Source organism: Dyella humi, assembly GCF_044904605.1.
GTDB classification, from domain to species: Bacteria; Pseudomonadota; Gammaproteobacteria; order Xanthomonadales; family Rhodanobacteraceae; genus Dyella_B; species Dyella_B humi.
The window spans coordinates 78,505-99,145 of the sequence record NZ_JADIKI010000023.1; the positions used below are offsets into that span (position 1 = coordinate 78,505).

Consider the following 20,641-nt stretch of genomic DNA (forward strand, 5'->3'; position numbering starts at 1 on the left):
CCAACCGGGGAGAGGGACCAACCTCGCGATGAGGCCACAATCATGGCCGTCAGGTTGCACGTGGCTATATCGCTCGCGTGAGATATTGCAGACTAAACATGGCTTCCGGATCAAACCACACACGCTGCACGGCCAGTCCTGCCGTTGCCGCCAGCGCCGCAAAATCCTCCAGCGAATACTTGCAGCTGTATTCCACCAGCATCGCCTCGTCCTCACGGAACAGCACCTGCAGGCGCCCCACGCGCACACGCTGTTCGCGCTGGCTGATGATATGCGTTTCGATGCGCCCGGCCATGGCGTTGTATCGCGCGCGGTGACGAAACGCGCTCAACTCGAAATTGCAGCCCAGTTCGCGATTCAAGCGCGTGAGCATGTTGAGAGTGAAAGCGGTGGTGATGCCCGCGCGATCGTTGTAGGCGGCCTCGATCGTCGCGCGATCTTTCTTCAAGTCCGCACCGACCAGAATGCCGCCGTTGTCACCCATTTCGCCGCGCATCTTGCGCAGCAGTTGCGCGGCTTCGCGCTCTTCGAAATTGCCGATGGTGGAACCGGGGAAATACACCACCGTGCGGCGCGGCGCGCGCGGCGGCACCGGCAGCCGCAGTGGCCGAGTGAAATCCACCGCCAGCGGCTGGATCGGCAACTGCGGAAAATGCTTGGCCATCCCTTCCATGCTGCGTCGCAACGGTTCGGTGGAAAGTTCGATCGGCACCCACGCCACGGGCGTGGCCAGATGCTCCAGCAACAGGCGCGTCTTGACCGCATGACCGCTGCCGTATTCGACCAGCCTCACGTCCGGACCGAGCACTTGCGCGATATCACCAGCATGCTGGTTCAACAGCGCGATCTCGGCGCGCGTGAGGTAGTACTCCGGCTGCTCGCAGATTTGCTCGAACAAGGCCGAACCCTGTTCGTCATAGAACAACCACGAAGGCAGTCGCTTGGGCTGCGAACGCAGGCCGCGTTGCACCACTTGCAATAACACGTTATCCGGCGGGCGCTGTTCGTCCCGCACTGCATAAGCTTGCACACTCATCGGTCCTGTCCCAGTCGGATGCCCGCGAATTGCCAACGGGCATGGGGCGGAAAAAAATTACGATAACTGGCGCGGATGTGGTCGCGCGGCGTCGCACACGAGCCGCCGCGCAGCACCCATTGGCCATTCATGAACTTGCCGTTGTATTCGCCCAGCGCGCCCGGCAAAGGTTTGAAGCCGGGATAGCTGACGTAAGGCGAGGCGGTCCATTCCCACGCATCGCCATACATCTGCAGTAGGCCATCGCCTACCGGCACGGCGCAGGGGTGGAAGTGCTGGCTCTCCTGGAAATTGCCGTGCGCCGGCAGTCGCGTCGCGGCATCTTCCCACTCCGCTTCGGTAGGCAAGCGCGCGCCGGCCCAGCGCGAGAACGCATCTGCTTCGAAGTAACTGATATGGCAGACCGGCGCGTGCGGATCCAATGCCCGAACGCCAGCGAGCGTGAATTCGCTGGCCAGGTCTTCCTGCCAGTACAGCGGCCGTTGCCAGCCCTCGCACTGCACTCTTGCCCAACCGTCGGAGAGCCAAAGCCCTGCTTCCTGGTAACCGCCGTCGCGGACGAAGGCGAGGTATTCGTCGTTGGTGACCAGGCGATTGGCGAGCGCATGCGCGGACAACCACGTCGTATGGCGCGGCGTTTCATTGTCGTAGGCAAAACCGTCGCCTTCGTGACCGATGTCGACCGGCCCTTGCCGCCCGGGAAGAAAGCGCATCGACGAGGTACGGCTTTCGCCCGCTGCCGGCCCTTGGCGATATGCCGGCTTCAGCGGATTGCACCAGAGCGCGTGTTTGATGTCGGTAAGCAGCAGCTCCTGGTGTTGTTGTTCGTGCTGCAGGCCCAGTTCGATCCTGGCCGTCAGCGCGGCATCGACGCCACGCGCCAGGTGCTCGCCGATCGCTTCGTCGATGCGCGCGCGGTAGTCGCGGATCTCGTCGAGTGGCGGCCGCGACAATAGACCGCGCTGCGGTCGCGCATGCATCGGCCCTACCGATTCGTAGTAGGAATTAAACAGGTAATGCCACTCAGGATTCGGCGATCGGTAGGCTGGGTCGTGACCCAGCACGAACTGCTCAAAGAACCAGGTGGTATGGGCCAAGTGCCATTTGCCCGGACTGGCATCGGGCATCGACTGCACCTGCAGGTCTTCGCCGCTCAGCCCCGCGCACAGCGCAAGCGTCTGCCGGCGGATACGCATGAACCGCGCAAGGACGTCCTCGGTATATACGAATGCAGAGACACTCATGGCGCAGGCTCGGCAGGAACGGACTTGCTGCGAGACACCTTGTGGAGCGCGAGACAGCGGACGATCATACAGCCACCATGCCGCAGGCGTTGTTCACATTTTGTGATATGCGTATGGCGGGAATATGGCGAAGGCAATCCCATACTCAACACAGCCTTGAGGTGACTTTCCATGAAAACTGTCATTTCTGCAGCGCTGGCCTTTACTCTTGCAGCAACCGCACTATCTGCGTTCGCGCAATCAGCGCCTGCACGTAACTCCTTGCCGTATAAGGACTGCATTCGCCTTGACCAGATCAACGAGTGGCACGTGGTCGACCCGCAAACCGTGATCGTGCGCACCGGACCGTATCAGCGTTATCTGGTGAAATTAAAGGCAAGCTGCGACAAATTGGGCATCGGCAATCCGGGCGTGCAGTTCGTGCCGAGCGAGGCGGACAAAGCCAGTGCGCCACTTCGTATCTGTGGCGGTGTCGGAGAAAAGGTGCGATCGAAAATTCAACCACCTTGCGCGATCGACTCGGTCAGCCTGATCGACCAAGCCGCGTTCGATGGTTACCGTGCCAAGGCGCTGCATCACAGCGTGAGAACGCAGCAGCCCAGCAAAAATCCTTGAGGCGCACATAAAAAAAGAGCCCGGCCATGCCGGGCTCTTTTTGAATCAAGCTGCAATCAGTAAGCCGGACCGATGTAGCGCGTCTGGTACGGATCGTTCGTGATCACCGTGGTGGTCACTACCGGCGGCGGGGCGCCCTGATAGACCACTGTGCCCGGGGCGTACACCACGGTCGGCGGCGGCGCGTAATACACCGGCGGACCAGCCACAGCGCCGGCAACCAAACCAGCTACCGCACCGCCGACGATCGCGCCGGCAATCCAGCGTCCACCGCTCCAGTAACCACCACCGCGATAGCAGCAGCCACCACGGTAATAGCCACCGTGATATCCGTAACCACCATGCCAACCCGGGCCACCCCAAGGATGCGCCGATGCGCCGACCGGCACAGCCGCAACACCGGCAATCGCCAGGCCCAGCGCAACCATCTTGCCGACACTACGTTTGAACATGACACACCTCCGTCAGTACGGCGTGAATGGTGGTCCTCGAGCGCTTAATCTGTACTGAAGGGTTTCATTTCTTAATCCGGGCGTGATCCCAGGGATTTACTTGAACCTCAGCCGCATGCGGACGTAGCAGCCAGCAGTCGTGAATATTTGCGCGCCGCGTAAAATCAAACGGAATGCTGCCCGCACCCCAGTTCTCGATGGTGAGTTGCGATTCGAGTGCTTCGCGATCGAGCGAGAAGCGGCGAAAGTTGTTTGAAAATAGGATCACGCCATCGTGCGTGAGCCGATCCGCGCACGCCAGCAGCAGCTTCACGTGATCGCGTTGCACGTCGAAATCCTCGGCGCGCTTGGAGTTGGAAAAGGTCGGCGGATCGACATAGATCAAGCCATAGCGCTCACGCGCGTGCTTGAGAAAACTGGCAGCATCCTCTTGCACCAGTCGATGTTTTTCGCCGCTGAATCCGTTCAACGCAAGATTGCGCGAGGCCCATTCCAGGTACGTGCCCGACAGGTCGACACTGGTGGTATCGCGCGCACCGCCCGCGGCGGCATAGACGCTGGCGGTCGCGGTATAGGCGAATAGATTGAGAAAACGCCTGCCAGAAGCCAGCTCGCGCACTTTGGCGCGCACCAGCCGGTGATCGAGAAACAGGCCGGTATCCAGGTAATCGTAGAGATTGACCAGAAACGTCAGGCCACCTTCTTCCACTTCGATGAATTCGCCGCGCTGATCGAACTGACCATACTTGGAACCACCCTTGCCGCGCTCGCGCGTCTTGACGGCGATGCGCGCGCGCGGCGTGTCGAACACTTCGCTGGCCACACGCGCGATCTCTCGCATGCGCGTGCGCGCCACATCCACCGGCACATCGGCCGGCGCGCGATATTCCTGGATATGCAAATGCGTGGCGTCGGATGTATCGGCGTATACGTCAATGGCGGCGACGTATTCCGGTAGATCCTGATCGTACGCACGCCATGCATGGATGCCTTCGCGTTCCAATCGCTTGCGCAGATGCTTGAGATTTTTCTCCAGCCGGTTCTTTAGCATTTGCGCGCCGGGCGAGAGCGGCGGCTTTTCGCGTGGTGTTTCATCGCGCGGATGCAGTTCGAAGATCAACAGCACCGTTTCCAGAGCACCGTTGTAGAGCGCGTATTTCTTTTCCGCGCGCAGGGTAGTGGCGCGCCCAAGTTCCGCATCGCCTGCTAGCACGGCTGCGCGCCAACCAGTGAAGTGGTCGCGCAGGGTTTCGCCTAGAGCGCGATAAAGCTTGGGCAGGGTTTCGCGTTCGCCCAGCCGTTCGCCGTAAGGCGGATTGGTGATCACCAGGCCGTGCGTGAAGCCAGCCGGTGGCCGTACGTGCTGTGCGTCGTGCTTGTCCAGCGTGAAGAAGCCGGCAACACCGGCTTCCTGCGCATTGCGCTTGGCCATCTGCACCATGCGCGGATCCGAGTCGGAACCGAAGAAGCAACTGCGCAGCGCTGGCAAGCCGGCTTCCGCGCGACTGTTCGCTTCGTCGAGCAGGTTGCGCCACAAGGCAATGTCATGCTGCTTCCAACCAAGGAAGCCGTAATAGTCGCGACGCAAACCCGGCGCGACATCCGCCACCATCAGCGCGCCTTCAATCAGCAAGGTGCCCGAGCCACACATCGGATCGAGCAAGGCGCCGCCTTGCGCATAGCCCGCCGGCCAGCCTGCGCGTAGCAGCATGGCCGCGGCGAGGTTTTCCTTCAGCGGTGCTTCGCCCTGGGTTTGCCGCCAGCCACGGCGATGCAGCGGCGCACCGGCCAGATCGATCGACACGGTGGCACGATCCCGGCGCAGGTGCAGGTTGATGCGCACATCAGGCTCTTCCGTATCAACGTCCGGACGCTTCTGATCGCGCTGACGGAACTGATCGACCACCGCATCCTTCACGCGCTGCGCCAGGTACTGACTGTGCGTGAGCTTGCTTTGCGACGTGTTGGCATCCACCGCCAGCGTGGCGTTTGGTGCCAGATGTTCCGACCAGTCGATCGATTGCACGCCCGCGTATAACGCATCGTCGGTCGCGGCATCGAATTCGGCGATAGGCAGCAGAACGCGACTGGCCAGGCGCGACCACAGGCAGGCGCGATAGGCCGTTTCCAGGTCACCGGAAAAACGCACTCCTGCCAGCATCTCGTGCACGTCGGTGGCGTCCAGCGACATCAACTCATCGCGCAACAGGTATTCGAGCCCTTTCGGGCAGCTTGCAAAGAACTGCTTCAACGTTGTTTCGCCAGCTGTTCCAAAAAGAATCCGAACTGCCGGCCGATGGCATCGACGTGCTCGCTCAGGCGGTGATCGTCATTCACGATCAGCAGCGGTAGTTCACGACGGCCTGCAAATTCGTAGATCTCATCCAGCGGACAAACTTCGTCGCGCCAGCCATGGATCAACAGCGTCGACACATCCAGGCGCACATCGAACGCCAGGTCGTGGCCCGGAATCAGCGCCGGCGTGGCCAGCAGAAACAGGCCCGCCACTGGCAACTCCAGCGAAGCCTGGCCGGAAACGAACGCGCCCATGCTGGAGCCGACCAGCACCGGCGGCGCGGCGCACGCGGCGATGCGCTGATGCAGGCGGGCGATACGCGGTTCGACCGAGCCGGCATGGCCCAGCTTGTCGTCCTCGCGATAATCCGGCCGCTCTGTGCTCCAGCCCATCGATTCGGCGATTTTCGCCAGCGCGCTGACCTTGGTGGCATCCGGACCTGTATCCGAGCCATGGGAAAGTATGACGTGTCCGGGCATGGCAGCCTCCATGTGTGCTCAGCGGGACGTGCATGATAGCCGTAGGTGCAGTCGGTAGGCTGGGATGACAATCTCAGCTGTCATCCCGAATGGCTGGGATTGCCATCCCAGCCTACGCCATACTGCGGTCATGTCCATGTTGACCATCCACGACCAGCCCCTGCCCTACGTCGCCAAGCTACCGGAACGCCCGGCCAGCGCAGTGACGCTGGTGGTGATCCACTGCACCGAACTGCCCGACCTGGCGACGGCGCGCGAGTACGGCGAACGCGTGCTGTACGAAACCGGCACGGGCGCCAGTGGCCATTACTACATCGATCGCGATGGCTCGATCTACCGCTACGTGCCAGGTATCCGCGCGGCCAATCACGTGCGCGGTTACAACCCCCAATCGATCGGCATCGAGTTGGTGAACCACGGCCGCTATCCCGAGTGGTACGACTCGCATCGGCAGACCATGACCGAGCCGTACACCGTCGCGCAGATCGCCGCACTACGCGCGCTGCTGGCGCAGTTGCGAACGGAATTCCCGAACCTGCGCGAAATAGCCGGCCACGAGGATCTGGATACCGCCCGCGTGCCAGCCAGCGACGATCCGAACCTGGAAGTGCCGCGCAAGCTCGACCCTGGTCCGCTGTTTCCATGGACGGACGTGTTGGCCGGAAGCGGTTTGCAGCGGATCGACACCCGTCACTAGAAACGCGCCGGCTATACTTTCCGCCATTTCGTTCAGGGGTTAGCCGCATGCGGGAGACACACGTGCAGGAACTGGTTGAGCTGCTGCAGCTCGAACGACTGGAAGACAACCTCTTCCGCGGCCAGAGCCGCGACATCGGCACGCGCTTCGTGTTCGGTGGCCAGGTGCTGGGCCAGGCGCTGTCGGCGGCACAGCAGACGGTGGACCCGTCGCGCGAGGCGCATTCGCTGCACGCGTATTTCCTGCGTGCGGGGGATATCGACGCGCCAATCGTCTACAGCGTGGAGCGCGCGCGCGATGGCGGTACGTTCTCGTCCCGCCGTGTGGTGGCGATCCAGCACGGCCAGCCCATCCTCAATGGCTCCATTTCGTTCCAGGTTCCGGAAAAAGGCGTAGAGCACCAGTCCGGCATGCCCGAAGTGCCGGAACCGGAAGACGTGGAGCCCATGCATCGCATACCGACCGAAGAGCTCGCCCGCCTGCCGGTGAAGCTGCAGCGCTGGCTAGGCAGCGACGGTCCGTTCGAATTCCGCCAGGTATGGCCGCGCGACGAGCTGCATCCGGCCAAACTCCCGCCGATCCAGCACATCTGGTTCCGGCTCACCGCACCGGTCAGCGACTCGGCCATCCTGCACCGCGCGCTGCTGGCCTACGCGTCGGATTTCCACCTGATCGGCACGGCCACCCTGCCGCACGGCATTTCCTACCTCACGCCCAACCTGCAGATGGCCAGTCTCGATCACGCGCTGTGGTTCCACCGCCCGTTCCGGGTGGACGAATGGCTGCTGTATTCGTTCGACAGCCCCACCGCACAGGGTGCGCGCGGACTGGCGCGCGGGCAGATCTTCAGCCGCGACGGCCAACTGGTGGCCTCCACCGCGCAGGAAGGCTTGATCCGGTTGCGTGACGAGTAAAATCGCCCCATGCGACTTCTCTATACCTCTCCCCGGCAAGAAAACATCGATCGCGTGGCGGCCTTCATGGCCGAAAACGGCGTCGAGACGACCATCACCAACCGCTCCAACTGGAATCGACCCAGCTATCAGCGCTTCAGTTACTCCCAGCGCAGCGAAAACCGGGACAGCTGGCCCCAGGTCTGGGTGAGCAAGGCGGACGACTACACTCGGGCGCGCGAGCTGCTGCGCAAGCTCGGCATTGAGCCGGAAGTCCGTCACGCCGAGGAACTGAGGATTTCACGCGATCCCGTGGCCTCCTTGTATGTCCGCCGTGAACATACTGTCACCAGGGCGCGACGCATCGTGCTGCTGTCGATCCTGGGCGTGTTCATGGTGCTGGCGCTGCATTACCTCCACATCATTTAACTTTCAAAAACCTTGCCACGGCAGGCGGCGGCGGTCATAGAATCAGGCCATGCGCTCCGACCACGTCCGCCTGTTCCAGACGCTGCCGCACGCCTGCGGTTATTACCCGGGGCGTACCGCACAGAATCTGGTGATCGATCCAGCTGCCCCGCAGCTGGATCGGCTGTATGGCGCGGCGCTGGATCATGGCTTCCGCCGCGCGGGCGGACACCTGTACTTTCCGCACTGCCCTAGCTGCCACGCATGCACGCCGTGCCGCATCGATGTGGCCAACTTCAAGCCGGACCGTTCGCAGCGCCGCTGCCTGAAACGCAACGACGACCTGATCGTGCGCGAGTGCATGGCCGGCTACAACAGCGAGCGCCATGCGCTGTATTCGCGCTATCTGCGTACGCGCCACCCTGGCGGCGGCATGGACGAGGCCGAAGCCAGCGACTTCCGCCGCTTCCTCACCGCGCCATGGAGCCCCACGGTATTCCTGGAACTGCACAAGGGTGATCGCCTGCTCGCGGTGGCCGTAACGGACGTGTGTATCACCGGCATTTCAGCCGTCTATACGTTCTACGATCCGGATGAACAGGATCGCAGCCTGGGCACCTTCGCCATCCTGCAGCAGATCGAGCTGGCGAAACGACGCGGCATTCCGTGGGTATACCTGGGGTTCTGGATCGAAGGGCATCCGAAGATGGATTACAAGCGGCGCTTCAAGCCGTTGCAGGTGCGCACGGCGGAAGGTTGGGTGGCCTTGCGGCAGGGTTGACGGCCCCGGGGAGACATCAAACCTTTTCAGCGGCCATTTCCGGATACGGAAACAGCTTCACCAACGGCACCGAAACCCCGTCATCGCCCATGACGCGACAATGTGTGCGATCCAACTCGCGCGGATCGTCCACGCCGCAGCTGTGCGCGATGATGCCCACTTCGTGCATCACGTTGTGCGCGTAATGCGCCACGCGCTCGCTCTTGTCCATCACCACCAAGCCACGCTGCAAGCGTGGGTTCTGCGTGGTGATGCCGGTGGGGCATGTATTGCGATTGCACTGCAGCGATTGAATGCAACCCAACGCAAGCATGAAGCCGCGCGCGGAGTTGACGAAATCCGCGCCCATCGACAGCGCCCACGCCACGTCGTACGCGGTAATGCATTTGCCTGAGCAGATCACCTTGATGCGATCCCGCAGGCCGCGTTCGATCAAAGTGTTGACCAGCGCCGGCAGCGCTTCGCGCAGTGGCAGACCCACACCTTCCATCAAGGTCTGCGGCGCAGCGCCGGTACCGCCTTCCGAACCGTCGACGATGATGAAATCTGGCGCGCTTTCGATACCGCGCTTGCTCACTTCATCGCACACTTCCTCGATCCATTCCATGCCGCCGAACACCGCCTTGAAGCCGGTGGGCTTGCCGGTGAGATCACGGATGTGCCGTACGGCATCCATCAGCTGTGGCACGTTGGCGATGTCCAGGTGGCGGTTCGGACTCTGCGAATCCTGGCCTGCCGGAATGCCGCGGATCTGGGCGATTTCCGGCGTCACCTTGGCCGCCGGCAGCAGGCCGCCCATGCCGGGCTTGGCGCCCTGGCCGAGCTTGATACTCACCATCTTCACCTGTTTGTGCGCGCAGATCGCCAGCAACTTTTGATCATCCAGCTTGCCATCCGGCGTACGCACACCGTACTTGGCGGTGCCAATCTCGAACACGATGTCGCAACCGCCTTCGAGGTGATACGGCGCAAGACCACCTTCGCCCGTGTCCATCCAGATGCCCGCCTTGGCAGCGCCGATAGACAGCGCGCGCACGGCCGGCGCGGACAGCGCGCCGAAGCTCATCGCGGAGATGTTGAAGAACGCCGCATGATCGTACGGCTCGCGCGTATACGGCCCGATGCGCACCGGCTGTGGTTTCACGTGCGTTTCGCCCAACGAGGGAAACGCAGCATTGACGAAGAACGGTACGCCTTCCAGGTGCAGATCGCGCGTGGAACCGAACGCATTGGTGTTCTCGGAATTCTTCGCCGCGCGATACACCCACATGCGTTGCGCGCGATTGAACGGCATTTCCTCGCGGTCGCTGGAATATAGGTATTGGCGGAAGAATTCGCCCAGATGCAGGAACCAGTAACGGAAGTGCCCAATCACCGGGTAATTGCGCAGCACGGAGTTGTGCGTCTGGTTGCGGTCGATCACCCACGTCACCAGCACGACTAGGATGGCGATCACCAGCAGCATCAGGAACAGCACCGCGAAGGTTTCTACCAGCACGACCAGCCAGTGCGCGAAGCCAGTTGATTCCATCGTTGTGCTCCGTTGTGTTTTTACTTCCTCTCCACGAGGGGAGAGGGAGTGGATAGGTATCGCCGATTCTACAACTCGATCCGAATCGCCTTCGCCGCCCGGATCGCCTTGGCCTTGGCCGCCTCGATATCGTTATCGCGCGCCAGTGTGACCGCCATGCGGCGACGTCCTTTCACCTCGGGTTTGCCGAAGATACGCAATTGCGTATCCGATTCGGCCAGAGCTTCGGCCATGCCGAAATAGCGCGGCGCGCGGCCCTCGCCTTCCATCAGTACCGCGCACGAGGCGGAAGGTCCCTGCTGGCGAATTGCCGGAATCGGCAGACCGAGAATCGCGCGGGCATGCAAAGCAAACTCCGACAGATCCTGGGAAATCAGTGTGACCAGGCCAGTATCGTGCGGTCGCGGACTCACTTCGGAAAAGATCACGCTGTCGCCTTTCACGAAGAACTCCACGCCGAATACGCCCCAACCGCCCAGTGCGCCGGTGATCGCTTCGGCCTGACGCTGCGCTTCGGCGAGGGCCGCCGGGCTCATCGGTTGCGGCTGCCAGGATTCGCGGTAATCGCCGTCTTCCTGGCGATGTCCGATCGGCGCGCAAAAACAGGTGCCGTCCTTGTGCCGCACGGTGAGCAGGGTGATCTCGTAATCGAAGGGAATGAAACCCTCGACAATCGCACGGCCCTTGCCGGCACGACCGCCGGATTGCGCGTAATCCCACGCGTGCTGCGCATCAGCTGCGTCGCGCACGATGCTCTGGCCTTTGCCGGAAGAGCTCATCACCGGCTTGATGACGAACGGATAGCCGATCGCCGCCACCGCCTCGCGGTATTCGGCCTCGCTGTCACAAAAGCGGTACGGGGAGGTGGGCAGGCCAAGTTCCTCAGCGGCGAGCCGGCGGATGCCTTCGCGATCCATGGTCAGCCAGGCAGCGCGCGCGGTCGGGATCACCTTCAGACCCTGCTGTTCCAGCTCGACAAGGGTGGGCGTGTGGATAGCTTCGATTTCGGGCACCACCAGATCCGGCTTTTCCTGTGCAATCAGGGCGCGCAAGGCGTTGCCGTCGAGCATGTCGATCACGTGACTGCGATGCGCTACCTGCATGGCCGGCGCAAGCGCGTAGCGGTCCACCGCGATCACTTCCACGGCAAAGCGCTGCAGCTCGATCGCCACCTCCTTGCCAAGCTCGCCCGCGCCGAGCAACAGCACTTTCAGGGCATGGTCGGAATGGGGCGTGCCGAAGGGCTTCATAGTGGGCTCCAGACAAAACGCCATTGTACGCGGCTGAGCTTGCCGCACCGCAGATTGACATGGCGCATAAGCAGGTATTCAGTAGCTTCGACTCCGCTCCCCACGGATCGCTTATGCGCAACAGGCTCGCCCCGCTTTTGCTGGTGCCGGTGTTGTGCTTTGCCCCCAGCCCGGCCAGGGCTGCTGCGGAGGCTGTGTCCCCCGCCACCACATGGATGACCGTGCTGCTCAACGGCCGCAAGGTCGGCCATGAGGAAATTCAGCGCGAACAGGTCGGCGATACCGTGATCACCACGCAGACACTGGTGATGGATATCGAGCGCAATTACAAGCGGGCGCCCTACACCAACGTCAGCCGCAGCGTGGAAACGATCGACGGGAAACCGATCAGTTTCAGCATGACGACGCAGTCCAGCACCGAGACAAGCGTGGAAGGCAAGCGGCTGCCCGACGGTAGCCTGGAGTTGATCACCACCGCAGCCGGAAACAGTCAGCATTCGACCACCGAATGGCCGGCCGGCGCCCTGTTGGTAGAAGGTCAGCGCGAAGCCCTGCAAGCCGCCATTCCGTACCCCGGCAAGCATTACCACTTGCTTGTGTACAACCAGGCCAGCCTGGAAGCCATGGATCTTGCCGTCGAGGTCATCGGCAATGAGCGCGTGGAACTTCCTGACCGCATCGAGACGCTAAGCCATCAGCGGGAAACGCTGCGCAGCCCTCAGAACACGCAAAGTGTCGATTTATGGCTGGACGCGCAAGGCAATATCCGCAAAGGCTCGGCCACCATGCTGGGCCGGCCGATGGACATGATCGCCTGCAGCGAAACTTGCGCTTTGGCACCCACGCAGAGCTTGGACATGATGGACTCGGCGATGGTCGATTCGCCGCGACTGATCACGCCGAGAATGCTGGCCGATTTCCTCAGCTATCGCCTGCATGTCACCAACAAGGCCATCATCAAGCCGTTCATCACCACGGACGAGCAATCGGTGGCCGATCTCGGCAACGGCGAATGGCAGATCAACGTCTACCGCGGATTGCTCGACGCACAGAGTCCTCCCACGCCTGCGGATACACAGCCCAACGCCTGGCTACAATCCGATGCGCCGGAAATCAGGCGGCTTGCGGCCATCGCTGCGGGCGATACGAAAAATAAGCTGCACGTGATGGGCAACCTCAACAGCTTCGTCAGCCGCTATGTCACACAACGAGGGCTGGATATCGGCTATGTCTCCGCGCTTGACGTGGCGCGGGATCGTCGAGGCGACTGCGCCCAGTTCGCCGTGCTGCTTGCCGCCATGGCTCGCGCCCAGAATATTCCGACTCGCGTCGTCATAGGCATGCTTTACACCGATCACTACAACAACAAGATGCGCGTGTTCGTGCCGCACGCTTGGGTGATCGCCTGGGTGGGCCGGCGCTGGCGCAGTTTCGACCCGGCCGCCTCGAGTTTCGACAGCGGTCACATCGCGCTCGATATCGGCGACGGCAACCCGTGGCATTTCTTCAACGCCGCTAATGAATTCGGCAGCATCCAGATCGACGAGGTGTATACGTTTGCCGAGATGTACGAAATTTCGCCGGCAAATATCTCGGGAGGCGCTGCGGGAGCGGCGGGCCGCAGTTCGAGGTAACCGCTATCGACTGGAAACCTTATCCTGACGCGATGATCGACTGCGTCTTCGCTAGCGTGCGTTAACTCAAACGCTGCTTTAGTGCCGTACCCAACGCAATCCAACCCAGGATGAAGGCCACGCCACCAAACGGTGTCACGATTCCCATCCACCGCGGCGCGCCCAACGCCAGCGCGTACAGGCTGCCCGAGAACATCGCGATGCCGACGACGAATGCCAGCATCGCAACGCGGCGTGCCTTGCCGGCATCGCACAACGCCGTGCCCGCCAAAGCCAAGGCATGCCAGAAGTGATATTGCACCGCGGTGTGCCAAAGCTCGCTATGTGACGTATCGAGCGTACCTTTAAGCGCATGCGCGCCGAACGCACCGAGTAGCACGGCGCTCGCGCCGGTCAAGCCGACGATCAGACCATCACGGTTTTGGGCAAGTTGTCGCATCGCGTGCTTTCCGGTTGCATGGCAAGGAATGGAACCGCCGCATGTGGCGTATCCTGAGCAGGTTCTACCGCACGGGATTCTTGCATGAAGCTCTCGCGTTTCGCCCGCATAGTCTGTTTCTCGATCGCGCTCACTGCCGGCATGCTACTCGCCGCCTGCCAGCAACACGACGAAGCAGCGCCATGGCAGCTCACCGATATTTCGGGACACATGCCCGATCTTTCGTTCCGGCTTACCGACGACCAAGGCAAGACGGTCACGGCAACCGACTACAGTGGCAAAGTCACCCTGCTCTACTTCGGCTACACGCATTGCCCGGACGTGTGCCCGTTGACGCTGGCACATCTGCATGTAGTGATGCAGCGGCTCGGCAAGCTGGCGGATGGCGCGCGTATTCTGTTCGTCAGCGTGGATCCGGCGCGCGACACACCCGAAGCGCTGCATGCCTACGTCACCGCGTTCGATCCTCACGCGATCGGCTTGACGGGCACGCCGGCGGATATCGAAGCGCTCACCAAGCGCTACCGTGCAGCTTTCAGTCGTGAGCCGGACAAATCGGGCGGCAGCTACGACGTCAGCCACAGTTCGGGCATCTATATCTTCGACACCAGCGGCCACGCACGCCTGCTTGCCACGCCGGACGATGCACAGGACAAGCTGGTGCACGATCTGCATCTGCTACTAAGCCCTGGAGGTGCCACGTGAAGCGCGTCATGCTGCTTGTGCTGCTGATGGCGCTGCTTCCACACTATGCGCTGGCAGCACAGGCGGATCAGATCAAGGCCAGCCATGCATGGATCCGGCTGCTACCGGGCGATCTGCCAGCTGGCGGTTACGTCAGGCTCGACAACCAGGGCGCCTCCGCCGCAACGCTGGTCTCCGTGCAAAGCGCTGCGTATGTGTCGGTGATGCTTCATCAAAGCGCCATGGATCAGGCTGGTAACAGCGCCATGCGCGTGCTCGATCGGCTGACCATCCCTGCGCATGGCGGGGTTGCATTGGCGCCGGCCGGCTACCATTTAATGCTGCAACAGGCAGCGCATCCCTTGAAGCCGGGCGACAAGATCGATGTCACGCTGAATTTCGCCGATGGCAGCCATCTGCAGGTGCCATTCCTGATTCGCCCGGCCAACGCGGTCGATTGAACTGTAAAGAGCATGCGCATTTTCGCGATTTCCGACCTGCACCTGGACTATGCGGCCAATCACGAATGGCTGCAGCAATTGCCGCTGCACGAATACAACGACGATGTACTGATGCTTGCCGGCGACGTTTCCGATCGCCTCACCCTGCTCGACGAAGCGTTCAAGGCTCTGACAAAACGCTTCGCCACCGTGCTGTATGTGCCCGGCAACCACGATCTGTGGATTAACCGCGAGCGCGTGCACAGCTCTTTCGAGAAGCTCGATGCTGTAGCCGCCGCGGCCGGCGAACACGGTGTTCGCACGGACATCTTTCGCGATGCGGATCTCGCCATCGTCCCGCTGCTGGGCTGGTACGACTATTCATTCGGTGAAGCCGACGACTATCTCAAAGCCGCCTGGGCCGATTTTCGCGCCTGCCGCTGGCCGGACTACGACGACGTCGCGCTGACGCGGTATTTCACGGACCGCAATCCCAGCTCATCTTCCCCTTCGCTGCAGGATGCGAAACAGATCATTACCTTTTCGCACTTCCTGCCGCGCATCGACCTGATGCCAGAACGCATTCCTCACAAACACCGGAAGATCTATCCGGTGCTGGGCACGACCGTGCTCGATGCGCAGCTTCGTGCACTCGGTTCGTGCATGCACATCTACGGACATAGCCACGTCAACCGCCGCGTGACGATCGACGGCGTCACCTACATCAACAATGCCTTCGGCTATCCAGCGGAGGCGCACTTCACCACACGCCAACTCACGCAGGTGTTGTAACGCTCAGCGGCTCACGCCACCGGCCGCCACGTTGGAAAGTGCTTGCGCCCGCGCCTGGCGCCGAATGCGCCCGCTGCGCGAAAGCCGAAGCCATTGGCGCATGGCCAGCAGGCCGCCGATGGTTTCGATCGTTGCAGCCGGCACCCAGATGATGATGCCGCCGATCAACTGACCCGTGAAAACGTTGAAGTTGAACGCGCGTCCGCAGATCTCGAAGATCGGATAAAGGTCGGCCTTGGAGAAGGTGATGATGGCGCCTGCCAAAATCTGCGGCGCCATGGTGAAGCCGGGCGACAGCACGCGCAGGCCGGGAATCATGCGCCCCGGCGGACGCGGCCGATGATCCAGCACCAGCCACCAGTACACGAAACCGCTGACGATCATCGACCAGTTCATGAAACGATAAATACGCCAGTCGAGCATCGCCATGGTCTGCATCGACGGCACCAGCCAGATCAGCACAAAGGCCACGAACAGGACGGTGGCGACAGCGGGGTTGAGCAGCACCGCGCTTACCAGCCGCCATGGCCAAGAGCGTAGCGCCGGACGCAGCATGCGAATGCGCCACCGCAACGGCAAACCGGCGCGCAGCACCGAACCCGGATAGGACGCGACGATCATCAACGGCGCCAGGTGATGCAGCAGCAATTGCTGGATGCGATGCATGAAGAATTCATGCTCGGCGTAGAAATCGAAATAAGTGTGCAGGCAAAGGTAGACGATCGCCAAGCCTGACCAGAACGCCAGCTTGCGCCCCACGCTCACCGGCAGCTTGCGGCAGCCACGCCAGTACAAGACGCAGGCGGCCAGGAAGCTCAGCAGGAAGACCCACGAGAACTCCCAGGGGACGATCCATTTGAGCAAGGTGGCGGTCATCGATACTTACATCGTCCCCGAGCAGCTACTCGTTGGCTGCAAAGCAACATCAAAGCCTTGTCGTCATTCCGGCGAAAGCCGGAATGACGACGTTGAACATAGCGCAAATGAATTGTTTCAGCGTAACGACGTAGAACAATACTCCTGCGGCATATCGCCCTCACCCCCGCTGCCGCCGATTCCGCCGCGTGCGCTTCCAGCCATACATCAATCCAAACAGCGTAATCAGCACCGGCAACATCACGATATTGATCACCTTCAACCGCGTGCCCAGCGCATCGATCTCGGCATTGAGTTGATGCTGCACATCGCGCAGCTCCTTGCTGATGGCGAGCTGGCGCTGCAAGAACTGTTCGATTTCCTGCTTTTGCTCAGCACTGGTCGACGTGTCGCGTGTGCCCTTGCCCGGTTGCAGTTCCTCCAGGCGGCGCTTGGTGTCAGCCAGCTCGCTTTCCAGTTCTTGTTCCTTCTGCAGGAACTTGCGGTCGGCGGCGCGCCGCAGCGCTTGCACGCGCGTGAAGGGGCGCTGCGAGGTGGAACGTCCGCGAATGGACAGCAGCGCCGATGAACCGCTGAGGTTGTCGACCATGTTGCTGATGAAGTCGCCGTTGTTGGCGAACGCGCTGAGCATCGGCTGGCCGAGGAAGCTCTGCGTTTCCACCCACAGGCGATCGGTAAGCAGATCGGTGTCGGCCACCAAGATCACCTCCGCGTTCGGCGGCGAAGCCGACAGGTGACCCGGCCGCTTGGCGAATTCCGGAAAGGCGCTGGCGAACGTCCCGCGCAGGCGCGCGGCGATCACGTAGTTCTGGTTCTGTGGTTGATAGCCGTCCAGCAGGCTGGAAGGATTGGTACTGGCTTCGATCACACGCTGCGTGGGCACCACCTCAGCATCCGAGCTGCTTTGCATCAGCGGGATCAGCCGTGTGGTCGCATCCGGCAGCAGATCGAAATGCCCGGGAGTGGAAACATTGACCCGTTGCAGGCTGGCGGTGATCACATCGTCGCGATTGAGTTCGGACGTGCCCAAGCCCAGCATCGCCGGATGTGCGAGATTGACGCCCGCCAGTTCGATCGGCAGCGCACGCGCACGATCGAGCACGACCTGGTCCGGATTGAACGATACGCCCCAGTCGGTGAACAGGCGCGGCAGGTTCGAGCTGTGGTTGTTGGTGGCGCTGGTGGTGTCGTCGACCAGCGGCGTGGGATCGGATTCGGAGTAGGGGTCCACGAACGCCACTAGATGCCCGCCGCCGAGCACGTACTGATCAATCGCGTACTGTACGTTGACAGGCAGGTTCTTGGGATGGATCAGCAGCAGTACCTGGATGTTCTTGTCGATGTGCTTGAGCTTGTCCGTATCGATCATTTCCACGTCGAACAGCTGCTGCAGCTGACGCATCACTGCCCATGGCTGCGTGCCCTGCCCGACGCTGCCCATCACCGGCAGTTCGGTAATCACGCCGATGCGCGGCTTTTCCGGCTCACTCAGCTGATACAGCAGCTTGGCGGCGTCGTATTCGAGGAAGGTTTCGCGATTCGGATCAAAGAACGGAATCGCCAACGTGCGATCGATGCGTTTTTCGCGGGCCTGCTGCGGATAATCAGCCCTGTAATCCGCCGCCGCTTCGTTGCTGGGCGGACGCGTGGTGCCGACCAGGCCGAAGAAGATGCGCTCACCATTGCTGCCGCCGTTCACCGCAGTGAGGCCGTTACCTTCCGCGCTGGCCTCGTCGTCGGAGTAAGGCACCGGATCGGCGATCTGCAGACGGATGCGGCCGTGCGAACGCGCGACGATTTCCTGCAGCATCTCCGCTACGCGCTGTTCGTAGCTGCGCAACGTCGGCAGATCTTTCGTGGCGTGCTGGGAGAAGTACAACGTCAACCAGAGCGGACGGTCCACACTGTCCACGATCTGCCGCGTGCCCGGCGAGAGCGTATACAGGCGATCCTGGGTCAGGTCGAAACGTTCCGGCGCAAGCCAGCGGCTGGTGACCAGCGTAAGGCTGCAATAGGCCACGATCAGCGCGATCAATCCGCTGATCAGCACGGTGCGTCGACGCAAAGGGAGACCGAACATCAGAGCCTGCCTACGGTTTCGGCGTAGCCCGCGTTGTCACAGTGCGTTCGCCAGGTGGTAGTGCGTGGCGCAGCGCTTGCCTGGCTGGCAAGCCAAGCCGCGCGCTGCCGCATGGCGGCCGCACCGTGGCAACCCTTCGGGCCGGGGCTGTTTGCCCGCCGGGCAGCGTCCTCACTCAGTTGTGTATCGACATACACGCCTTCGTTCCTCCTTGCCCGTCAGGCAAACAGATCCCGGCGCGGGCCACGCCGAAACCGTAGGCAGGCTCTTAACGGCTCCGCTTCATATCGATCACCAGCACGCCGGCAGTCAGCCACGCCACGATGGTGAGTACGAAATACAAGAGATCACGCACATCGAGCACGCCGCGTGCGATCGCTTCGTAATGTCGCAGCATGGACAGATGCGCCACGCCGTTCACCAATCGGCGCGGCAAAGTGCCTTGGAAAAAATCCAGCACCTGCGTCTGGCCAGCAAGAATCAGCAGCACGCACACCACGGCGGTGAGAATGAAGGCCACCACCTGGCTGCTGGTCACTGTCGAAAGGCACGCGCCGATTGCCAGGAAGGCCCCCGCCATCAGCCAACTGCCGACGTAGCCGGCGACGATGATGCCGTTGTCCGGCGAGCCCAAGTAGTTGACGGTGATCCACACCGGAAACGTGAGCAGCAGCGCGAGGCCGACGAAAAACCACGCCGCCAGAAATTTGCCCAGCATCGCCTGCCATAGCGTGATCGGCAGCGTCAGCAGCAATTCCAGCGTGCCGGCTTTGGCTTCCTCGGCCCACAGGCGCATCGATACCGCCGGCACCAGGATCAGGTAGAGCCATGGGTGCATCGCAAAAAACGGCTGCAAGTCGGCGATGCCGCGATCGTAGAAATCACCGACGTAGAACGTGAGGATGCCCGACAGCACCAGGAAGATCACCAGGAACACGTACGCCACCGGCGTCACGAAGTAACTGCGCAGTTCTCGGCGCATGACCGCTATGGCCGCGTTCATGGCTGCGCCTCCGTTTTTTCTTCCTCGCCGAGAGTGATCTGGCGAAACACCTCGTCGAGTCGACCACGTTCGAGCTGGATCTCGGAAATCTCCAGTCCCTGCTGACGCAGCAGTGCTTCAACCGGCTCCAGGATGCGTTCGCCCGGCTTGGGGAACACTGTGATGCGGCCGTCCAACGGATCCACCTCGATACCGGCTACCTGCGGCAGGCGCCCGAGCATTTCCTGCGACACGCCGCTGCCCTGCGCGCTGAAAGACACAGCGCCGTGATAGCGCGAACGCGCTTCCAGTTCCGCCGGTGTAGCGTCGGCGCGCAACTGGCCGCCGGCGATGATCACCACGCGATTGCACAGCGCGTGCACTTCCTCGAGCAGGTGCGTGGAGATCAGGATCGTGCGCTCGCGCGCCATCGCATCGATGAGCCGGCGCACGGCATGTTTCTGGTTAGGATCGAGGCCGTCGGTGGGTTCGTCCAGCATCAGCACCGGTGGATCGTGCAGGATCGCCTGTGCCAAGCCCACGCGCCGACGTAGACCTTTGGACAAGGTATCCACGCTCACGTTTAGCGCTTCGTCCAACTGCAGATGGCTCACCACTTCGTCAAAGCGACGACGGCCCACATCGGAACGCAACCCGCGCATGCGCATGATGAACACCAGAAACTCTCGCACTGTCATTTCGCCGTAGCTGGGCGCGCCTTCCGGCAGATAGCCGAGGGCGCGCTTGGCCTTGAGCGGTTCGCGAGTCACGTCATGACCGCAGACACGCGCGGTGCCGGAACTAGGCGTGAGGAAGCCGGCGATCATGCGCATCGCCGTCGTCTTGCCTGCACCGTTGGGGCCCAGCAGCCCGAGCACCTGGCCCGGTTCGGCGTAGATGCTTAGCGCATCTACCGCGGTCAAATGGCCGTAGCGCTTGGTGAGCTTGTCGGTCTCGATCATGTCCGCTCGCGAAAGGAACCGCAACGCAATGTACCGCAAGCGGGCGAGAAAGTTCTTGGAGAGCCGTAGA

The 20,641-nt window shown here is 61.9% G+C and carries 22 protein-coding genes; 10 read left to right on the forward strand and 12 right to left on the reverse strand.

Going from position 1 to position 20,641, the window contains the following annotated elements:
* Positions 1-64: 64 nt before the first annotated feature.
* Both egtD and egtB read right to left on the reverse strand, forming a co-directional pair.
* Positions 65-1,036 carry an L-histidine N(alpha)-methyltransferase gene (gene egtD / locus ISP18_RS11455; RefSeq protein ID WP_380006564.1) on the reverse strand — a complete coding sequence of 324 codons (972 nt, stop codon included), beginning with the start codon at positions 1,034-1,036 and terminating at the stop codon, positions 65-67.
* Complete coding sequence (gene egtB / locus ISP18_RS11460) at positions 1,033-2,280, reverse strand: ergothioneine biosynthesis protein EgtB (protein WP_380006561.1); 1,248 nt, start codon at positions 2,278-2,280, stop codon at positions 1,033-1,035. The genes egtD and egtB overlap by 4 nt, the downstream gene beginning before the upstream one ends.
* A gap of 171 nt (positions 2,281-2,451) precedes the next feature.
* On the opposite strand from egtB, the gene ISP18_RS11465 reads away from it, so the two are divergent.
* Positions 2,452-2,895 (forward strand): DUF6491 family protein, encoded by a 444-nt coding sequence (locus ISP18_RS11465; protein ID WP_380006558.1) that lies wholly within the window; start codon positions 2,452-2,454, stop codon positions 2,893-2,895.
* 56 nt (positions 2,896-2,951) lie between these two features.
* Here the strand turns inward: ISP18_RS11465 and ISP18_RS11470 are convergent, their stop codons facing one another.
* From ISP18_RS11470 to ISP18_RS11480, 3 genes are all read right to left on the reverse strand, one after another.
* A complete protein-coding gene (locus tag ISP18_RS11470) occupies positions 2,952-3,347 on the reverse strand; it encodes a hypothetical protein (protein WP_380006555.1) in 396 nt (131 codons plus the stop codon).
* A gap of 64 nt (positions 3,348-3,411) precedes the next feature.
* Positions 3,412-5,598: a bifunctional 23S rRNA (guanine(2069)-N(7))-methyltransferase RlmK/23S rRNA (guanine(2445)-N(2))-methyltransferase RlmL gene (gene rlmKL, locus ISP18_RS11475; RefSeq protein WP_380006552.1), complete on the reverse strand. Its 2,187-nt coding sequence runs from the start codon at positions 5,596-5,598 to the stop codon at positions 3,412-3,414.
* On the reverse strand, positions 5,595-6,122 hold the full coding sequence (locus tag ISP18_RS11480) for an alpha/beta hydrolase (RefSeq protein ID WP_380006549.1): 528 nt from the start codon (positions 6,120-6,122) through the stop codon (positions 5,595-5,597). The genes rlmKL and ISP18_RS11480 overlap by 4 nt, the downstream gene beginning before the upstream one ends.
* A 136-nt stretch (positions 6,123-6,258) precedes the next feature.
* On the opposite strand from ISP18_RS11480, the gene ISP18_RS11485 reads away from it, so the two are divergent.
* Genes ISP18_RS11485 through ISP18_RS11500 form a run of 4 tightly spaced genes read left to right on the forward strand, consistent with a single transcriptional unit; the run spans position 6,259 to position 8,901 of the window.
* Positions 6,259-6,819 carry an N-acetylmuramoyl-L-alanine amidase gene (locus ISP18_RS11485; protein WP_380006546.1) on the forward strand — a complete coding sequence of 187 codons (561 nt, stop codon included), beginning with the start codon at positions 6,259-6,261 and terminating at the stop codon, positions 6,817-6,819.
* A 47-nt stretch (positions 6,820-6,866) separates the two neighbouring features.
* A complete protein-coding gene (locus tag ISP18_RS11490; protein WP_380006542.1) occupies positions 6,867-7,733 on the forward strand; it encodes an acyl-CoA thioesterase in 867 nt (288 codons plus the stop codon).
* Positions 7,734-7,742: 9 nt separating this feature from the next.
* A complete protein-coding gene (locus tag ISP18_RS11495) occupies positions 7,743-8,141 on the forward strand; it encodes a hypothetical protein (protein WP_380006539.1) in 399 nt (132 codons plus the stop codon).
* A 49-nt stretch (positions 8,142-8,190) separates the two neighbouring features.
* Positions 8,191-8,901, forward strand: a complete 711-nt coding sequence (locus tag ISP18_RS11500; protein ID WP_380006536.1) for an arginyltransferase — start codon at positions 8,191-8,193, stop codon at positions 8,899-8,901.
* A gap of 16 nt (positions 8,902-8,917) precedes the next feature.
* Here the strand turns inward: ISP18_RS11500 and ISP18_RS11505 are convergent, their stop codons facing one another.
* On the reverse strand, positions 8,918-10,432 hold the full coding sequence (locus tag ISP18_RS11505) for an FMN-binding glutamate synthase family protein (RefSeq protein ID WP_380006533.1): 1,515 nt from the start codon (positions 10,430-10,432) through the stop codon (positions 8,918-8,920).
* 68 nt (positions 10,433-10,500) lie between these two features.
* Positions 10,501-11,682 (reverse strand): formate-dependent phosphoribosylglycinamide formyltransferase, encoded by a 1,182-nt coding sequence (purT, locus tag ISP18_RS11510; protein ID WP_380006530.1) that lies wholly within the window; start codon positions 11,680-11,682, stop codon positions 10,501-10,503.
* Positions 11,683-11,795: 113 nt separating this feature from the next.
* On the opposite strand from purT, the gene ISP18_RS11515 reads away from it, so the two are divergent.
* A complete protein-coding gene (locus tag ISP18_RS11515; RefSeq protein ID WP_380006527.1) occupies positions 11,796-13,316 on the forward strand; it encodes a transglutaminase domain-containing protein in 1,521 nt (506 codons plus the stop codon).
* Between the two features lie 61 nt (positions 13,317-13,377).
* On the opposite strand, the gene ISP18_RS11520 is transcribed toward ISP18_RS11515, so the two are convergent.
* Entirely contained in the window at positions 13,378-13,755 is a 378-nt protein-coding gene (locus tag ISP18_RS11520) for a DUF423 domain-containing protein (RefSeq protein WP_380006524.1), read from the reverse strand.
* Between the two features lie 84 nt (positions 13,756-13,839).
* Between ISP18_RS11520 and ISP18_RS11525 the strand changes: the two genes are divergently transcribed.
* Genes ISP18_RS11525 through ISP18_RS11535 form a run of 3 tightly spaced genes read left to right on the forward strand, consistent with a single transcriptional unit; the run spans position 13,840 to position 15,671 of the window.
* Positions 13,840-14,460, forward strand: a complete 621-nt coding sequence (locus ISP18_RS11525; protein WP_380006521.1) for an SCO family protein — start codon at positions 13,840-13,842, stop codon at positions 14,458-14,460.
* Positions 14,457-14,900 carry a copper chaperone PCu(A)C gene (locus ISP18_RS11530; RefSeq protein WP_380006518.1) on the forward strand — a complete coding sequence of 148 codons (444 nt, stop codon included), beginning with the start codon at positions 14,457-14,459 and terminating at the stop codon, positions 14,898-14,900. The genes ISP18_RS11525 and ISP18_RS11530 overlap by 4 nt, the downstream gene beginning before the upstream one ends.
* A gap of 12 nt (positions 14,901-14,912) precedes the next feature.
* Positions 14,913-15,671 (forward strand): metallophosphoesterase, encoded by a 759-nt coding sequence (locus tag ISP18_RS11535; protein WP_380006515.1) that lies wholly within the window; start codon positions 14,913-14,915, stop codon positions 15,669-15,671.
* Between the two features lie 3 nt (positions 15,672-15,674).
* Here the strand turns inward: ISP18_RS11535 and ISP18_RS11540 are convergent, their stop codons facing one another.
* From ISP18_RS11540 to ISP18_RS11550, 3 genes are all read right to left on the reverse strand, one after another.
* Positions 15,675-16,547 (reverse strand): cytochrome c oxidase assembly protein, encoded by an 873-nt coding sequence (locus ISP18_RS11540; protein WP_380006512.1) that lies wholly within the window; start codon positions 16,545-16,547, stop codon positions 15,675-15,677.
* A gap of 160 nt (positions 16,548-16,707) precedes the next feature.
* The gene (locus tag ISP18_RS11545) at positions 16,708-18,627 is read right to left on the reverse strand and encodes a GldG family protein (RefSeq protein ID WP_380006509.1); all 1,920 of its coding nucleotides are present in this window, start codon (positions 18,625-18,627) and stop codon (positions 16,708-16,710) included.
* A gap of 268 nt (positions 18,628-18,895) precedes the next feature.
* The gene (locus ISP18_RS11550; RefSeq protein WP_380006778.1) at positions 18,896-19,609 is read right to left on the reverse strand and encodes an ABC transporter permease subunit; all 714 of its coding nucleotides are present in this window, start codon (positions 19,607-19,609) and stop codon (positions 18,896-18,898) included.
* Between ISP18_RS11550 and ISP18_RS11555 the strand changes: the two genes are divergently transcribed.
* Positions 19,508-19,735: a hypothetical protein gene (locus ISP18_RS11555; protein ID WP_404559614.1), complete on the forward strand. Its 228-nt coding sequence runs from the start codon at positions 19,508-19,510 to the stop codon at positions 19,733-19,735. The two genes, ISP18_RS11550 and ISP18_RS11555, sit on opposite strands and share 102 nt — an antisense overlap.
* Here the strand turns inward: ISP18_RS11555 and ISP18_RS11560 are convergent.
* Positions 19,627-20,571, reverse strand: a complete 945-nt coding sequence (locus ISP18_RS11560; RefSeq protein WP_380006506.1) for an ABC transporter ATP-binding protein — start codon at positions 20,569-20,571, stop codon at positions 19,627-19,629. The two genes, ISP18_RS11555 and ISP18_RS11560, sit on opposite strands and share 109 nt — an antisense overlap.
* Positions 20,572-20,641: the final 70 nt, after the last annotated feature.

Bases quoted from the DNA above. Each gene is read 5' to 3' on its own strand.
- ISP18_RS11480 (WP_380006549.1), bottom strand. From the start codon at position 6,122: ATGCCCGGACACGTCATACTTTCCCATGGCTCGGATACAGGTCCGGAT.
- ISP18_RS11490 (WP_380006542.1), top strand. From the start codon at position 6,867: ATGCGGGAGACACACGTGCAGGAACTGGTTGAGCTGCTGCAGCTCGAA.
- ISP18_RS11515 (WP_380006527.1), top strand. From the start codon at position 11,796: ATGCGCAACAGGCTCGCCCCGCTTTTGCTGGTGCCGGTGTTGTGCTTT.
- ISP18_RS11520 (WP_380006524.1), bottom strand. From the start codon at position 13,755: ATGCGACAACTTGCCCAAAACCGTGATGGTCTGATCGTCGGCTTGACC.
- purT (WP_380006530.1), bottom strand. From the start codon at position 11,682: ATGAAGCCCTTCGGCACGCCCCATTCCGACCATGCCCTGAAAGTGCTG.
- ISP18_RS11470 (WP_380006555.1), bottom strand. From the start codon at position 3,347: ATGTTCAAACGTAGTGTCGGCAAGATGGTTGCGCTGGGCCTGGCGATT.
- egtB (WP_380006561.1), bottom strand. From the start codon at position 2,280: ATGAGTGTCTCTGCATTCGTATATACCGAGGACGTCCTTGCGCGGTTC.
- ISP18_RS11550 (WP_380006778.1), bottom strand. From the start codon at position 19,609: ATGCGCCGAGAACTGCGCAGTTACTTCGTGACGCCGGTGGCGTACGTG.
- ISP18_RS11540 (WP_380006512.1), bottom strand. From the start codon at position 16,547: ATGACCGCCACCTTGCTCAAATGGATCGTCCCCTGGGAGTTCTCGTGG.
- ISP18_RS11500 (WP_380006536.1), top strand. From the start codon at position 8,191: ATGCGCTCCGACCACGTCCGCCTGTTCCAGACGCTGCCGCACGCCTGC.
- ISP18_RS11505 (WP_380006533.1), bottom strand. From the start codon at position 10,432: ATGGAATCAACTGGCTTCGCGCACTGGCTGGTCGTGCTGGTAGAAACC.
- ISP18_RS11560 (WP_380006506.1), bottom strand. From the start codon at position 20,571: ATGATCGAGACCGACAAGCTCACCAAGCGCTACGGCCATTTGACCGCG.
- ISP18_RS11525 (WP_380006521.1), top strand. From the start codon at position 13,840: ATGAAGCTCTCGCGTTTCGCCCGCATAGTCTGTTTCTCGATCGCGCTC.
- ISP18_RS11495 (WP_380006539.1), top strand. From the start codon at position 7,743: ATGCGACTTCTCTATACCTCTCCCCGGCAAGAAAACATCGATCGCGTG.
- ISP18_RS11485 (WP_380006546.1), top strand. From the start codon at position 6,259: ATGTTGACCATCCACGACCAGCCCCTGCCCTACGTCGCCAAGCTACCG.
- ISP18_RS11535 (WP_380006515.1), top strand. From the start codon at position 14,913: ATGCGCATTTTCGCGATTTCCGACCTGCACCTGGACTATGCGGCCAAT.
- egtD (WP_380006564.1), bottom strand. From the start codon at position 1,036: ATGAGTGTGCAAGCTTATGCAGTGCGGGACGAACAGCGCCCGCCGGAT.
- ISP18_RS11465 (WP_380006558.1), top strand. From the start codon at position 2,452: ATGAAAACTGTCATTTCTGCAGCGCTGGCCTTTACTCTTGCAGCAACC.
- ISP18_RS11545 (WP_380006509.1), bottom strand. From the start codon at position 18,627: ATGTTCGGTCTCCCTTTGCGTCGACGCACCGTGCTGATCAGCGGATTG.